We start from the raw sequence: 14,518 nt of genomic DNA on the forward strand, positions 1-14,518 counted from the left end.
CCAGTGCAATCGCGACACGAATTTTTAGAACCGACCGTGTGCTACCTGCGTCCAACCTGACGACAAATCAGGATCACCGGCAACAGCCCCACTGCGAGGATAACCAGTGACGGCACCGCTGCACCTTCCAACCGCTCGTCCGACGCCAGCCGGTAAGCCTGCACCGCCAATGTGTCGAAGTTAAAGGGCCGCATGATAAGAGTTGCGGGCAATTCTTTCATGACATCGACAAAGACGATCAGCAACGCCGTCAATAGCGAAGGGGTCAGGATCGGCAAATGCACCCGGCGCAATGTGCCCAGCGGTGTCTGCCCCAGCGATCGCGCGGCAGCGTCCATATTAGAGTGCACGGTACTTTGGCCACCTTCATATGCGCTGAGCGCAGCGGCAAGGAACCGCACCATATAGGCCGCGACCAGCAACCAGATCGAACCTGTAACCAGCAGTCCCGTTGAAATATCAAAGTTTTTACGCATCCAGGCATCCAGCGCATTGTCTAGCCCGGCAAAGGGAACGATCAGCCCGACAGCGATCACTCCACCGGGCACCGCATAACCCAGCCGCGCCAGATAAGCCGCCGTGGCAGATCCACGCCCGGGTCTGAGGCGCTGATAGAACCCGACCGAGATGGCGGCGCAAACAGTGATCACGGCTGCAGTTCCGGCCAGCGTTAGCGAATTTTGAATGAACCCAACATATCTGCGTGATAGAAGGTTTTGTTCGGATTCAAGACCCATCTGCACGAGGATCACAACAGGTAGAAGAAATCCGAACAGAACTGGAATTGCGCAAAGCAGAAAAGCGGCAAACGCCCTTGTGCCCTTCAGATTCGCGGCAGGTTGGGCAGCATGCTGTTTGCCGGTTTGGTAGTATTTGGCCTTACCACGCTGTGTCCGTTCGGCTATTGCCATCACAAGTGCAAACCCCAGAAGACACAAGGCAAGCTGAGCTGCAGCGGCACGGTCGGCCATGGAAAACCAGCTTGTGTAGATCCCGGTGGCAAATGTCTGGACACCGAAATAGGCGACGGTTCCAAAATCGGCGATGGTCTCCATCACAGCCAACAGCACTCCCCCCGCAATGGCGGGACGTGCCATAGGTAGGGAAACACGCCAGAAGGCGGGCCAAGGTCCGTTCCCCAAGGCGCGGGCGGCCAAAAAGGCGGTGGCACTTTGCTGCAAAAACGCGGCCCGTGCCAGCAGATAGACATAAGGATAGAGCACAAGGATCAACATCACCGCCGCGCCCTCGGTCGAACGAATTTCGGGGAACCAATAGTCGCGCGGCCCCCAGCCCGTCACATCGCGCAGTGTGGATTGCACGATACCAGGGTGGTCAAGGATGAAGGTATAGGCATAGGCCAGAACGTAGGCCGGGAAGGCCAACGGCAGCACCAATGCAATTTCGAGAAATCTCACCCCCGGGAAACGGGTCATGGTCACCAGCCAGGCCGCGCCAACCCCGATTGAAAATGTTCCCGCTGCAACCAGCGCGACAAGGATGATCGTTGTCAGAGCGTAACTGGGTAGTACAGTCTCTAACAAGTGTGAAACGGTGTCCGTTCCGCCGGTCACCGCTGCCAGAACCACGGCCACCATCGGCAACAGACAAGCTGCTGCTACAATACAGGCGATAGCTCCCACGAAACGCGTGCCCAACGCGCCGCGATTGCGTGTTCCGTGTTCTGAATATTCGATTTCGGCCATGATGCCTGACTGAGAATCCCGAAGGTTCCGTCTTTAATCGACCAAATTGCTAAGAAACACCAGTGTGACGGGAAACAAATCTGCGGCACATACTGCCGCAGACCCTTAATCGTAGACGCGCTGATCCTCGATCACCAACCCATCCTTAGGCAATGAGCCGGGGGCCACGACCTCAATCGCGCCTTTGAGTTTCAGCACCTCGGCAACCGATTTGGCATAGGCACCGTCATTCTCGCATGGGCTTTCAATCTGTACGGTCATCGTGTCCATCTCGCCCTGACGAGCCGCGATAACGCGGGCTTTGACGATCTCGTCATGCTTATCCACCAGTGCGGCCACCTGTTCGGGACGCACAAACATACCCTTGATTTTGGTGGTCTGATCAGCGCGCCCCATCCAGCCCTTGATGCGCATATTGGTGCGCCCACACGGAGAGGCTCCGGGCATGATAGACGACAGATCGCCTGTGGCGAACCGGATCAGAGGATAGTCGGGGTTGAGAGTGGTTACGACGACTTCACCAACCTCACCGGGGGCAACGGGTGTGCCAGTGCCCGGCGTGACAATCTCGACGATGACGTGTTCGTCGATAATCATCCCTTCCATGGCCGGGCTTTCATAGGCGATATTGCCCAGATCCGCAGTGGCATAGCATTGCAGGCAAGCTATGCCCCGATCCGCGTACTCCTGACGCAAGGAAGGAAATAACGCACCCCCGCCCACGACTGCCTTCGAAAACTGCAGAGCAACACCCATCGCGTCAGCCTTTTCGAGGATGATCTTGAGATAATCCGGGGTTCCGGCATAGGCAGTGCAACCCACATCGCGCGCAGCGGTTACCTGCAGTTCAGTCTGTCCGGTGCCGGCTGGCAGAACCGACGCGCCCACCGCCTGGGCTCCGCTTTCGAAAATCATACCTGCAGGGGTCAGGTGGTATCCGAAACAATTCTGCACGATATCGCCCGGGCCCACGCCTGCGGCATTCAGAAAGCGGCCCATGCGCCACCAGTCGTGATCGGTGCTGCCCGGTTCATAAATTGGGCCCGGTGACTGGAACACATGCTGGAAGTTCCGCGCAGGTTTCACTGTAAACCCACCAAATGGCGGCCGCCCAGCCTGTGCCTTGGTCAGGTCAGATTTCCGCAGCACCGGCAATTGCGCCAGCGCCTGCATATCAGTCACTGCGTCTGACTGCACATCAGAAAGGATATCCTTGTATCCGGGCGCTGCCTGCGCGCGACTTATTTGTTCAGGCAAGGCGCGCGCATGATCTGCTGCGCGTTCATCGGCTGATCGGGTTTCAAGCTTATCGAAATAGGTCATTGAAATATCCTCTGCCCGCTTACAGCCATCTCTTGCGACGGCGGTATGAGCGCACGTCGCGAAAGCTCTTTCGGCCCTCGTCTGACATGCCGAGATAAAACTCCTTAACGTCAGGATTCTCGCGCAATTCGGCAGCAGGTCCGTCCATCACAACGCGACCCGATTCCAGAATATAGCCGTAATGGGCAAACCTTAGAGCCACATTTGTGTTCTGTTCGGCCAACAGAAAGGACACGCCCTCCTTCTCGTTCAGGTCTTTTACAATGCCGAAAATCTCTTCGACCAACTGCGGGGCCAAACCCATCGAGGGTTCATCCAACAGGATCGTCTCGGGGCGTGACATCAGCGCCCGGCCCATCGCCACCATTTGCTGTTCGCCGCCCGAAGTATATCCGGCCTGCGACCGGCGGCGTTCCTTCAAGCGTGGAAAGTAATTGTAAACCAGTTCCAAATCCTGCTGGATCGCAGCCGAGCCGTCTTTACGGGTATAGGCACCCGTCAGCAGGTTTTCTTCGACAGTCAGATGTTCAAAACAGTGGCGGCCTTCCATTACCTGAATCACGCCCTTTTCAACCAGAACAGCCGGATCGCTTTCATGCACGCTGGTCCCGCGATATTTGATCGAGCCTTTGGTAACCTCGCCCCGTTCGGAATGCAGAAGGTTTGACACCGCCTTAAGTGTCGTGGTCTTACCCGCGCCGTTTCCACCCAATAGGGCAGTAATACCGCCTTTCGGCACAGTCAGGCTAACGCCTTTCAGCACGAGGATCACATGATTATAGATCACCTCGATATTGTTAACCTCAAGCAATGTTTCGGCTTGTACATCAGTGGTTTGTGCAGCATCCAGCATCAGCGCATATCCTCATGCCTGCCCCGTGGGACCGTTTAATCGGGGCGGCAGCTTACCGCCGCCCCTAAGTTTATGGTCGAAGCAGGCCTTAGTTGCAGCGTGTTTCGACGTTGTTTTCGGCTGCATATGCGCTCGAGTCTTCTTCAACCAGCGCACCGATCACTTCACCATCGGTTGGCTTGAAGTCAGAGATCAAGTTCCATGTTTGTGTACCTGCATCCCACTGAGAGACGCCGACCAAGCCTGGGCCGCCATGGTTATCGCACGATACCTGGAAGGTCGGACCAAAGTTCGGCATACCCAGAGAGGCCATGCGCTCTTCGGTGATGTTCAGCTGCTCCATCGCGTCCCGAACCATACCCGGTGTGACATCCCCGGTTCCATTTGCTTCCTGCGCGTCCTTGATCGCTTCGGCGGCGAGCATCGCTGAGTAGAGGCCACGGTTGTACAGAACGGTACCAACCTGATCTCCCGCGCCTGCGGCCTTTCCCGCATCCACGACATGCGTCTTGATGTCGTCAAATACAGGGAAGTCATCACCAACGGCATGGAAGGTTACGGCCTTGTAACCGTTCGCCTTGTCGCCAGCCGGCAGTACGTCATGCTGCGCGCCCGACCACCAAACGCCGATGAAGTTTTCCATCGGGAAGCGGATATTGGCAGCCTCCTGAATGGCGACCTGGTTCATTACGCCCCAGCCCCACATCAGGACAAAGTCTGGCTTTTCACGACGGATCTGCAGCCACTGGGATTTTTGCTCTTGCCCTGGATGGTCGACCGGCAACAACGACAGTTCGAAGCCGTGCTTTTTCGACAGTTCTTCCAACGTTCTGATCGGTTCCTTGCCATAGGCTGAGTTGTGATAGACCAGAGCGATTTTCTTGCCGTTCAGATCGCCTCCATTTTCGTCGAGCAGATAGTTGATCGCGCCCGAGGCACCGTCCCAGTAATTCGCGGGATAGTTGAAGACGTGGCTGAACACCTTGCCGTTGCGAGCCGAAGTCCGGCCATAACCCATTGTATGCAAAGGGATGTCATCCGCCGTTACTTTGGGGATCAACTGATATGTAATACCGGTCGACAAAGGCTGATAAATCAGCGCCCCTTCGCCTTTGGTTGATTCATAGCACTCCACACCTTTTTCGGTGTTATAGCCGGTCTCACATTCGATCACGTTGACAGGAACACCGCCAATACCCCCGTCTCGTTCGTTGAGCAGGGTGAAATAGTCAGCATAGCCATCAGCAAACGGAATACCGCCTGCAGCGTATGGGCCCGTACGATAGCTGAGCGATGGGATCACAAGATCTGCGAGCGCAGGTCCTGCTGCCATCAGCGCGCCCAGCGCCAGGGTAGCCATTTTCTTTTTCATCGGGTGTCTCCTCCCTTAGTTGATCCGATGTTGGGTTTCGGGCTTCAGCCGCCCGTCTTTTCATTGGGCCTGCCCACTAGTGCGGGAACGGCCAGAGTCTGAGTTTCTCTTTCGCGACGCGCCAAAGCTGCGCCAGCCCGTGGGGTTCAAGAACAAGGAATATGATGATGAGAGCGCCCACGATCACGAGATTCAGGTGCGCAACGATATCCGTGGGCCAACCCAGCAGATCGACACCCAGCAGCTTTAGGACAACTGGCAGCAAAACCAGAAATGCCGCCCCCGCGAAGGACCCAAATATAGACCCTAATCCACCGATAATTACCATGAACAGCACCAGGAATGATTTCTGAATACCGAACACTTCACCCACTTCGACCGCGCCCAGATAGACAGCAAAGAACAGTGCGCCTGCAATGCCTACGAAAAACGAGCTGACGGCAAAGGCGGTAAGCTTTGCCTTGAGCGGGTTCACTCCGATGATCTCGGCTGCGATATCCATGTCGCGGATCGCCATCCATGTTCGGCCCGTAGTGCCGCGTGTCAGGTTACGCGCGATGATCGCACTGAAGGTCAAAAAGATCAGGCAAAACAGATAGGTCGCCCAGGCAGGCGCATTCGGACCTGTGATGATGATGCCAAACACATCCCGTTCGGGCGAGTTGATCTGGCCAGAGGCCGAGTAGTTGTAGAACCACGGCACCCGGTTGAATAGCCATACAAGGAAGAACTGTGCAGCCAGCGTGGCCACCGCAAGGTAGAACCCTTTGATCCGCAAAGAGGGCAGACCAAACAGCACGCCCACCAGCGCAGTGATACCGCCAGCCAACAGAACATGGATGAACATGCTGACATCTGGAAACGCCGTCATCAGCTTGTAGCAAGCATAGGCCCCCACAGCCATGAAACCACCTGTTCCCAGCGAAACCTGCCCGCAATACCCCACCAAGATGTTCAGCCCGATTGCAGCGATCGCGTAGATTAGGAAGGGCAGCAGCAGTGCGTTGGCCCAATAGTCGTTGATGATGAATGGAATGATCCCGAACGCCACTGCCAACACGACGTAGTACCGATACCGGTCAAACTTGATAGGGAAAGTCTGGCTGTCAGCTACGTAGGAGGTTTTGAAGTCTCCGGCCTCACGATAGAACATGTCTTACTTTCCCCATTCTTCCTGCGCCCGATTGCGGGCTGCAGCGTCCAGTTGATTGGAGCCCTTGGCGTATCCGGTCGCCTCAGAGGCACGCACCAGTTTCATGTAGGCGAGAACGCCCATAACAAGCCCAGCAAAAGCCAGAAGCACAGCGATCACAAGCTGGCCTTCGCTTAGATCACTGGACGTCAGAGCGATGTAACCAAAAGCCCAGAACCCCGCCCATGCGATCACGTTGATGATGGCGATCAGCTTGGTCATACCCTACACTCTCTCAATGATCTTCTCGCCGAACAGGCCTTGCGGCCGGAACACCAGAAAGATCAGCGCCAGTACATAGGCAAACCAGTTCTCGGTCGCACCACCAACCAAGGGGCCGATGGCAAACTCGAACAGTTTTTCGCCAACACCGATGATCAACCCGCCGACGATTGCTCCGGGAATCGAGGTGAACCCTCCCAGCATCAGCACCGGCAGCGCCTTGAGTGCGATAAGTGACAGTGAGAACTGAACGCCCGATTTGGTGCCCCACATGATCCCTGCAACCAGCGCCACGAACCCGGCCACCGACCAGACCATGACCCAGATGAAATTCAGCGAGATCCCGACCGACAGCGCCGCCTGATGATCATCCGCCACCGCACGCATCGCTCGGCCCTGTTTGGTGTACTGGCTGAACGCGACCAAGGCCGCCACCAGCAGCGCCGCGATGATCGTCGCCACGATGTCCAGATTGTCGATGAAGAAGCCATAGTCGAAGATGTTGAACGTCGTCTCGTCGATCCACAGGTTAATACCCTGCGGAAGACCTACATCCAGCGTCTTGATCTCGGACCCCCACATCAAGTCTGCCACGCCTTCAAGGAAATAGGCCAGGCCGATGGTGGCCATGAACAGGATGATCGGTTCCTGCCCAACCAGATGGCGCATCACGAACCGCTGCACGGCCCAGGCCAGCAGCACCATCACCGCCATGGTCAAAATGATCGCCAGCAGCGCGGGGACGTTCCAACCAAAGTAATGAACATGCGTGCCAAAGATGGCGTTGATCAGATGCGCAAAAGGTACCTGCCCATTCATGATCCCGACTAGCGTCATCGCCGCGAACAAGGCCATAACCCCCTGCGCGTAATTGAAAATCCCCGACGCCTTGTAGATCAGAACAAAGCCCAGCGCGACCAGCGCATACAGCACCCCGGCCATCAGACCGTTGAGGATGACTTCCATCGCAAATACGAGTTGTTCAGGCATGCCAGCCCCTCCCCAATTCTGCCCGAGCGTCAGTCATGACTGACCCCCAGATAGGCGTCGATGACTTCCTGATTGTTGCGCACCTCATCCGGCGTGCCGTCACCGATCTTCTTGCCGTAATCCATCACGACCACTCGGTCGCTCAGGTCCATCACCACGCCCATGTCATGCTCGATCAGGGCGATGGTGGTGCCGAACTCGTCATTCACGTCGAGGATAAAGCGGCTCATGTCCTCTTTCTCTTCGACATTCATCCCGGCCATCGGTTCATCCAGCAACAGCAGCTTGGGCTCCGCTGCCAGCGCACGCGCCAGCTCAACCCGCTTTTTCAGTCCGTAGGGCAAGCGAGACACAGGCGTTTTGCGGATGTGCTGAATTTCAAGGAAATCGATGATCTTCTCGACCGCCTCCCGGTTCTCGGTCTCCTCCGCCTCGGCCTTACCCTTCCACAAGGCCTGCTGCAGGATGTTTGTCTTCATAAAGCCAAGGCGTCCGGTCATCACGTTGTCGAGAACGCTCATACCTTCGAAAAGGGCAATGTTTTGAAACGTCCGCGCAATGCCTTGTTGCGCCACCTCGAAGGGCCGCATCGGCGGGCGCTTGGCCCCGTGGAACCAGACCTCTCCCTCCTGCGGGACATAGAAGCCCGAGATCACATTCAGCATCGAGGACTTACCCGCCCCGTTCGGTCCAATGATCGCGCGAATTTCGCCTTCGCGAATGTCGAACGAGATATCCTTTATCGCCACCACACCGCCAAAGCGCAGGGTGATGTTCTTCATCTCCATCACAACGCCGCCAATCTTGCGACCGTCTTCGGTGACATATCCTTCGGAATTATCCAGCATCAGTACCTCCCTGACACAAAAACGGGATGGCGGACGGGGTGATGACCGAAGGTCGAGCGGCGCACGTCAGCCCCCTCATTCCGCTGCCACCTTGTGCTGCGCGACCGGCACAACCGGTGCATCCACAATCTCCAACGTCGCAGAAATCGAACCCTTGCGACCATCTTCATAGGTCACCTCGGTGGTCGTCGACACTTGGCCAGACCCATCATAAAGCGCAGCGATAATGTCGTGGAACTTCTCCTCGACAAAGCCACGGCGCACCTTCCGAGTCCGGGTCATTTCTCCATCGTCGGCATCCAGTTCCTTGTGCAGAACCACAAAGCGATGCACCTGACAGCCCGACAGCATTTCATCAGCCGCAACCGACTTATTCACCGCTTCCACATGGCTGCGAATCGTCTCTAACACACGGGGATGGCCTGCCAATTCCTGATAGGACGCATATGCCACGTTGTTGCGTTCGGCCCAGTTTCCAACCGCGGTCAGATCGATATTGATGAAGGCGACACAACGATCCTTGCCATTGCCAAACAGCACGACTTCGAGAATATCGGGATAGAACTTCAACTTGTTCTCAACATATTTCGGCGCGAACATCGATCCATCGGCCATTTTGCCAACATCCTTGGCGCGATCAATGATCCGCAAATGGCCCGAGCTTTCTTCGATGAACCCGGCATCACCGGTCGCAACCCAGCCCTCGGCATCTTTGGTTGAAGCCGTAGAGTCCGGATTGTTGTAGTACTCAACAAACACACCGGGCGAGCGATAGTGGATCTCGCCGCTGTCATCGATTTTCAGCTCGACATCCGGCGCGGGCACACCAACCGTATCGGCGCGCACCTCGCCATCCGGCTGCACGGTGATAAATACGGTCGCTTCGGTCTGGCCATAGAGCTGCTTCAAGTTGATGCCCAAAGAGCGATAGAAATCAAAGATTTCCGGCCCAATTGCCTCACCCGCTGTATAGCCCACCCGAAAGCGGCCATAACCCAACGTATCCTTGAGCGGGCCATAAACCAGCAGGTTGCCCAGCGCGTATTTCAATTTGTCGCCAAAGCCCACAGGCTTGCCGTCCAACAGCAACCCGCCAACCTTTTTGGCATGGGCCATGAAATGATGGAACATGCGCTGCTTCAGCTTGCCTGCATCCTCCATCCGGATCATCACATTGGTCAGCTGAGTTTCGAATACGCGCGGCGGTGCAAAGAAATAGGTCGGCCCGATCTCGCGAAGGTCAGTCATCATCGTGTCGGCGCTTTCGGGGCAGTTCACACAGAAGCCGCACCAATAGGCCTGACCGATGGAGAAGATGAAATCGCCCACCCAGGCCATCGGCAGATAAGACAGGATGTCCTCGTTCCGGGTCAGATGATCGAAGTCCGCCGAGTTCTTGGCGCTTTCGATCACATTCCGGTTCGACAGCACCACTCCCTTGGGCTTGCCCGTCGTTCCGCTGGTGTAGAGCATCACGCAGGTGTCGTCATAGGTGATCTCGGCGATGCGCTTGTCGAGTTCCGCATCAAACCGCGCGTGGCCGGCACTGCCCTCGGCCATGATGTCTTCAAGCGCGTTCATCTGGCTGTGGTCGTATTTCCGCATCCCGCGTTTATCAGTATACAGAATGTGCTTGATCTGATGCACTTTTTCCTGAATTTCGATGACCTTGTCGACTTGCTCCTGATCACCGCAGACGACATATTTTGCGCCGCAATGCTCCATCACATAGGTCATCTCTTCGGCAACAGCGTCTTGGTAAAGCGGCACTGGGATCGCGCCCACCATCTGTGCCGCGACCATCGACCAATAATGCGCCGGGCGATTACGGCCTATGACAGCAATATGATCGCCATTTTCAACGCCAATCTCCAGAAAACCCAATGCAATGGCGCGGATTTCTTTGGCGGTTTCGGCCCAGGACCAGCATTGCCAGATCCCGAATTCCTTTTCGCGGTAAGCCGGGGCATCCCCGAACTGGGTCACATTGCGGTGTAACAGCGCCGGAAGGGACTGCATCCCACCAGCGCCCGACTGCGTCTGAGCCAATCTTTCTCTCCTCCCCATCCGACCCCTCCTCGGGCCGGAAACGACAAGCCGGGAACACGCCCCGGGCGCCGATGCCCCGATAAGGGACGCGGAAAAGATCAGCGTCAAGCTTTGCCTGATGTTTTCTCAATTCTTACGAATTGTAACAAGGCACCGTGTCGGCAGGTCGAGATTCGGGACCCGACCACATCTGCTAAGGCCAAGCCCTTTGGTGTATCGAATTTAGATAAAGCACTCCGAACAGTTGAAGAAGGGGAGGGCTGCGCCACATTTCCGCCGGTATTAAGTGAGATTACATCTATGCAGTTATGCAGTGAATTTGGTACAGGCACCGCGGAATGGACTTTTCAGAACTGGCTCAGATAGCCATATCCAAAATTTCGGGCTTTGCGGATAACGCAAACCTGCGGCATTTTTGGGTGTATGTCCTGTGTGGTATGAGCATCGCAATCGTCGCCCATCGATTGGGAGGAGATGACCGCAGATTTCATTCGGTTTTCTTCAAGAAAGAAGTCTGGGGATCCCGCTCGGCCTTCATTGATTATGTAATCCTTCTTCTCAATCCGATCATCTTTGTGTTTGCCCTCGATTGGATCGTCAACACACTCTGGAAACTGACCCCTGTCGTCGCAGATGGTATCCGGTCTTTGGGTGCAGACCTTCAAAGCGAGGGTGGCTCGGTCTGGGTCGCCATCGCGCTGACCGTCACGCTGTATGTCGTGAATGATTTTATGCGCTGGTGGATGCACTATCTGCAGCACAAAGTTCCGTTTCTTTGGGAATTCCACAAGATACATCACTCGGCAGAGCATCTGAACTTTGCAACCGCCGAGCGGCACCATCCATTCGACGCGGTATTTTACGGTTTCGGTGCAGTAGGTGCGGCGGCCATCGTGAATGGTGTCTTTATAGGTCTGTTTGGTGATCATCTGACCGCCTATCAGATCGGTGGCGCAAATGTCATATTCTTCGGGTCCAACCTCATCGGTGGTGTTTTGCGCCACAGTCCCATCTGGGTCAGCTATGGCCCGCGTATTGAGAAATGGCTGATATCACCCGCCATGCACCAGATCCATCATTCGAGCGACCCCAAACATTGGGACAAAAACATGGGCGGTGGATTGGCGGTTTGGGACCGGATGGGCGGTACGCTCTATGTTCCCAAAGGCCGAGAAGATTTACAGTTTGGCATCGGGCCGGAAACCGAAGACTATCAGACACTCTACGGCGTGTATGTCGAGCCACTGATGAAAGCGGCTCGGATATTTCAACGCAGTTGAACAAACTTGAGAGGTGAGCCCCAGTAGCCCTCTGGAACAATGGCTCTCACCCTTTGCCTACAGCCAATCCCGCAAAATCGGGATCAACGGAACATCCGCCGCAGGCATCGAGTAATTTCTCAGATCATTCGCGCGTACCCACTTTAGCGCCTGCCCTTCCTTCGATTGCGGGATGCCTTCCCATTTGCGGCAGGCAAACAGCGGCATTAGCAGGTGGAAATCGTCATAGCTGTGGCTGGCGAAAGTCAGGGGCGCGAGGCACGACGCCCAGGTGTCGATGCCCAGCTCCTCGTGCAATTCGCGGATCAGCGCAGCCTCAGGGGTTTCGCCGGGTTCGATTTTGCCCCCTGGGAATTCCCAAAGACCAGCCATAGATTTGCCTTCGGGGCGTTGGGCCAGCAGGACGCGGCCCTCGATGTCGATCAGAGCCACCGCAGACACTAAGATTGTTTTCATGAACGGTAATCCGCGTTGATCTCGATATAACCGTGGGTCAGGTCGCAAGTCCAAACGGTGGATTTACCTTCACCCAATCCCAGATCGACTGCGATCACGAGGTCTTGGCCTTTCATGTAAGCGGCTGCGTCTTCCTCGCGGTAATCGGGACTAACCCAGCCTTTTTCGGCGACAAGGATGTCGCCGAAAGAAATGCTCAGAAGGTCGCGGTCAGCAGCAGCGCCGGATTTACCGATGGCCATGACGATACGACCCCAGTTCGGGTCTTCGCCTGCGATGGCGGTTTTGACCAGAGGCGAGTTGGCAATGGCCAGCCCATGGATTTTGGCGTCAGCGTCCGTTGCAGCTCCGGTCACACGAATTTCTACGAATTTCGTTGCCCCCTCACCGTCGCGCACCACTTGCTGCGCGAGGTCCAGCATCACGGCTTCAAGTGCCTGCGCAAACGCGTCATTCCCCGTGGCATCAACGCCCGAGGCTCCGGTCGCACACAGAAGCAGGCTGTCAGAGGTCGAGGTATCGCTGTCGACGGTGATGCAGTTGAAGGTACGATCTGTCTGAGCACCCAACATCGCTTGCAGAGCGGATTGTTCGACATGGGCGTCGGTGAATATATAGACCAGCATCGTCGCCATATCAGGCGCGATCATGCCGGAGCCCTTCGCAATCCCTGCGATAGAGACTGTTTTGCCATCGATCTCAACCTGCGCGGATGCCCCTTTTGGGAAGGTATCCGTGGTCATGATCGCCCGCGCCGCGTCTTCGATGGCGTGCCGATTGAGGCCGGATTTCAAGACCTCAAGCTGGGCGACGATGCGGTCATGGGGTAGCGGCTCGCCGATGACTCCGGTGGAAGAGGTGAAGACCCGCTCCGCCGCAACGCCGGTGGCTTTGGCGACGGCTTGCGTCACCTCGGCCACCGAGGTTTGTCCATAATGACCGGTAAAGGCATTGGCATTGCCCGAATTCACCAGGATTGCCGCAGGCCCATCATACGGCCCGCCGATCTTGTCCTGACAGTCCAGAACTGGCGCCGCGCGCGTGGCTGAACGGGTGAAAACCCCAGCCACCGATGTGCCCGGATCCAGCACCGCCATCATTACGTCAGTGCGGCCCTGATAGCGGACGCTCGCCTCAACCGTGGCAAAACGTACGCCGTCGATGGCAGGCAATTCAGGAAAGGCCTCTGGGGCCAATGGTGATACCTTGGTGATCGTCGCCACACGCGTTACTCCTGCAGCAGCTCGATCTGGCGCATGACCTCGGGTCCAACCCCTTCCAGCGCTGGACGTTCAATCGTTGCCTGCTGGGTCAACTCGTCGACCTTGGCCTGAATCGCGTCCTGCCGGATGGTTTGGGCCAGTTCATCGCGCACGACGGCCAGTTCTGGGGCCTGCGTTTTGCGTTTGTCGTTCAGAGCAACCAAATGCCATCCGAATTGCGTCTGGACGGGTTCCGAAACACTGCCTTTTTCCAAAGCTACAACCGCATTTTCGAACTCGGGCACCATCTGACCTTTACCGAACCATCCCAGCGAACCGCCATTGGGTCCCGAGGGGCCGGTGGACTTCTCTTTCGCCAATTCGGCGAAATCCGCGCCCTCGTCCAACTGGGCCTTGATGGCTTTGGCTTCGTCTTCGCTTTCAACCAGAATATGGCTGGCGTTGAATTCGTCCTCGCCCTCGAATTCGGCAAACTGCGCATCATAGGCGGCCTGGATTGCTTCATCCGTAACCTCGGCAGCGGTGATCGCCTCAACCGTCTGTACCGCACGCAGGGACCGCGTTTCGTTTTCCAGACGCAATGCGTTAAGAGGGTTCAGAGCATCCTGTTGCTGACCCAACAGGTGTTGCTGGACCAGTTGTTCAAGGATGAAGTCATAAAGAACGTCGTCTTCCAACTGCTGATACTGCGCGGGCAGAGCAGACGCAGTGGCGATGACGTGACCTAATGTGATCTCATCACCATTCACGCGCGCCACGACGGTCGATGCATCGGGCTTGGTTTCGGCGGCCAACGGCAGGGCCATCACGGCAGCAAGCGCCAGCGATGGCAGAAAAGTGAGGCCTTTGGGCATGGAATCATCCTATTTCTTTGCCGCGACAGGGCGCAGCGTTGACACTTTAGAACCTGCCGCTTACATCGCTTTGAAGCCTTGGACAGGGCCGCCTTTCACCCCCCGTATCTATGGGTTGCGCGCAAGGTGGGCAAGCCTGTCGCAACCACG

13 protein-coding genes are annotated in these 14,518 nt (G+C 56.4%); 1 reads left to right on the forward strand and 12 read right to left on the reverse strand.

What is annotated here, in order from left to right; translation table 11 throughout:
• Positions 1 to 41: 41 nt before the first annotated feature.
• The 9 genes from ACRZ91_RS14180 to ACRZ91_RS14220 form a co-directional block, all read right to left on the reverse strand.
• On the reverse strand, positions 42 to 1,706 hold the full coding sequence (locus ACRZ91_RS14180) for an ABC transporter permease (RefSeq protein WP_480906431.1): 1,665 nt from the start codon (positions 1,704 to 1,706) through the stop codon (positions 42 to 44).
• A gap of 105 nt (positions 1,707 to 1,811) precedes the next feature.
• Positions 1,812 to 3,029: a phenylacetate--CoA ligase family protein gene (locus tag ACRZ91_RS14185; protein WP_480906433.1), complete on the reverse strand. Its 1,218-nt coding sequence runs from the start codon at positions 3,027 to 3,029 to the stop codon at positions 1,812 to 1,814.
• Positions 3,030 to 3,048: 19 nt separating this feature from the next.
• Positions 3,049 to 3,882, reverse strand: a complete 834-nt coding sequence (locus tag ACRZ91_RS14190) for an ABC transporter ATP-binding protein (protein ID WP_029622175.1) — start codon at positions 3,880 to 3,882, stop codon at positions 3,049 to 3,051.
• Between the two features lie 88 nt (positions 3,883 to 3,970).
• Positions 3,971 to 5,254, reverse strand: a complete 1,284-nt coding sequence (locus ACRZ91_RS14195; protein WP_170471016.1) for an ABC transporter substrate-binding protein — start codon at positions 5,252 to 5,254, stop codon at positions 3,971 to 3,973.
• 76 nt (positions 5,255 to 5,330) lie between these two features.
• Positions 5,331 to 6,407, reverse strand: a complete 1,077-nt coding sequence (locus tag ACRZ91_RS14200) for a branched-chain amino acid ABC transporter permease (protein ID WP_480906436.1) — start codon at positions 6,405 to 6,407, stop codon at positions 5,331 to 5,333.
• Between the two features lie 3 nt (positions 6,408 to 6,410).
• Positions 6,411 to 6,668, reverse strand: a complete 258-nt coding sequence (locus ACRZ91_RS14205) for a hypothetical protein (protein ID WP_170542606.1) — start codon at positions 6,666 to 6,668, stop codon at positions 6,411 to 6,413.
• Between the two features lie 3 nt (positions 6,669 to 6,671).
• The gene (locus ACRZ91_RS14210) at positions 6,672 to 7,658 is read right to left on the reverse strand and encodes a branched-chain amino acid ABC transporter permease (RefSeq protein WP_010442926.1); all 987 of its coding nucleotides are present in this window, start codon (positions 7,656 to 7,658) and stop codon (positions 6,672 to 6,674) included.
• 29 nt (positions 7,659 to 7,687) lie between these two features.
• On the reverse strand, positions 7,688 to 8,506 hold the full coding sequence (locus ACRZ91_RS14215; RefSeq protein WP_170426283.1) for an ABC transporter ATP-binding protein: 819 nt from the start codon (positions 8,504 to 8,506) through the stop codon (positions 7,688 to 7,690).
• A gap of 75 nt (positions 8,507 to 8,581) precedes the next feature.
• The gene (locus tag ACRZ91_RS14220; protein WP_480906619.1) at positions 8,582 to 10,525 is read right to left on the reverse strand and encodes an AMP-binding protein; all 1,944 of its coding nucleotides are present in this window, start codon (positions 10,523 to 10,525) and stop codon (positions 8,582 to 8,584) included.
• 368 nt (positions 10,526 to 10,893) lie between these two features.
• Between ACRZ91_RS14220 and ACRZ91_RS14225 the strand changes: the two genes are divergently transcribed.
• A complete protein-coding gene (locus tag ACRZ91_RS14225; protein WP_480456997.1) occupies positions 10,894 to 11,835 on the forward strand; it encodes a sterol desaturase family protein in 942 nt (313 codons plus the stop codon).
• Positions 11,836 to 11,892: 57 nt separating this feature from the next.
• On the opposite strand, the gene mutT is transcribed toward ACRZ91_RS14225, so the two are convergent.
• From mutT to ACRZ91_RS14240, 3 genes are read right to left on the reverse strand one after another with little or no spacing between them, the layout of a single operon-like run.
• Positions 11,893 to 12,291: an 8-oxo-dGTP diphosphatase MutT gene (gene mutT / locus ACRZ91_RS14230; protein ID WP_170471024.1), complete on the reverse strand. Its 399-nt coding sequence runs from the start codon at positions 12,289 to 12,291 to the stop codon at positions 11,893 to 11,895.
• Entirely contained in the window at positions 12,288 to 13,514 is a 1,227-nt protein-coding gene (gene argJ, locus ACRZ91_RS14235; RefSeq protein WP_480906441.1) for a bifunctional glutamate N-acetyltransferase/amino-acid acetyltransferase ArgJ, read from the reverse strand. Before argJ ends, mutT begins: the two co-directional genes overlap by 4 nt.
• Positions 13,515 to 13,519: 5 nt before the next feature.
• On the reverse strand, positions 13,520 to 14,368 hold the full coding sequence (locus ACRZ91_RS14240; RefSeq protein ID WP_010442932.1) for a peptidylprolyl isomerase: 849 nt from the start codon (positions 14,366 to 14,368) through the stop codon (positions 13,520 to 13,522).
• Between the last annotated feature and the right edge of the window lie 150 nt (positions 14,369 to 14,518).

The organism is Ruegeria sp. O11 (assembly GCF_056535285.1).

Excerpts from the sequence above, each read along its gene's own strand:
- ACRZ91_RS14240 (WP_010442932.1), bottom strand. The coding sequence starts at position 14,368 with ATGCCCAAAGGCCTCACTTTTCTGCCATCGCTGGCGCTTGCTGCCGTG.
- ACRZ91_RS14215 (WP_170426283.1), bottom strand. The coding sequence starts at position 8,506 with ATGCTGGATAATTCCGAAGGATATGTCACCGAAGACGGTCGCAAGATT.
- mutT (WP_170471024.1), bottom strand. The coding sequence starts at position 12,291 with ATGAAAACAATCTTAGTGTCTGCGGTGGCTCTGATCGACATCGAGGGC.
- ACRZ91_RS14195 (WP_170471016.1), bottom strand. The coding sequence starts at position 5,254 with ATGAAAAAGAAAATGGCTACCCTGGCGCTGGGCGCGCTGATGGCAGCA.
- ACRZ91_RS14225 (WP_480456997.1), top strand. The coding sequence starts at position 10,894 with ATGGACTTTTCAGAACTGGCTCAGATAGCCATATCCAAAATTTCGGGC.
- ACRZ91_RS14180 (WP_480906431.1), bottom strand. The coding sequence starts at position 1,706 with ATGGCCGAAATCGAATATTCAGAACACGGAACACGCAATCGCGGCGCG.
- ACRZ91_RS14200 (WP_480906436.1), bottom strand. The coding sequence starts at position 6,407 with ATGTTCTATCGTGAGGCCGGAGACTTCAAAACCTCCTACGTAGCTGAC.
- ACRZ91_RS14220 (WP_480906619.1), bottom strand. The coding sequence starts at position 10,525 with ATGCAGTCCCTTCCGGCGCTGTTACACCGCAATGTGACCCAGTTCGGG.
- ACRZ91_RS14185 (WP_480906433.1), bottom strand. The coding sequence starts at position 3,029 with ATGACCTATTTCGATAAGCTTGAAACCCGATCAGCCGATGAACGCGCA.
- ACRZ91_RS14190 (WP_029622175.1), bottom strand. The coding sequence starts at position 3,882 with ATGCTGGATGCTGCACAAACCACTGATGTACAAGCCGAAACATTGCTT.
- ACRZ91_RS14210 (WP_010442926.1), bottom strand. The coding sequence starts at position 7,658 with ATGCCTGAACAACTCGTATTTGCGATGGAAGTCATCCTCAACGGTCTG.
- ACRZ91_RS14205 (WP_170542606.1), bottom strand. The coding sequence starts at position 6,668 with ATGACCAAGCTGATCGCCATCATCAACGTGATCGCATGGGCGGGGTTC.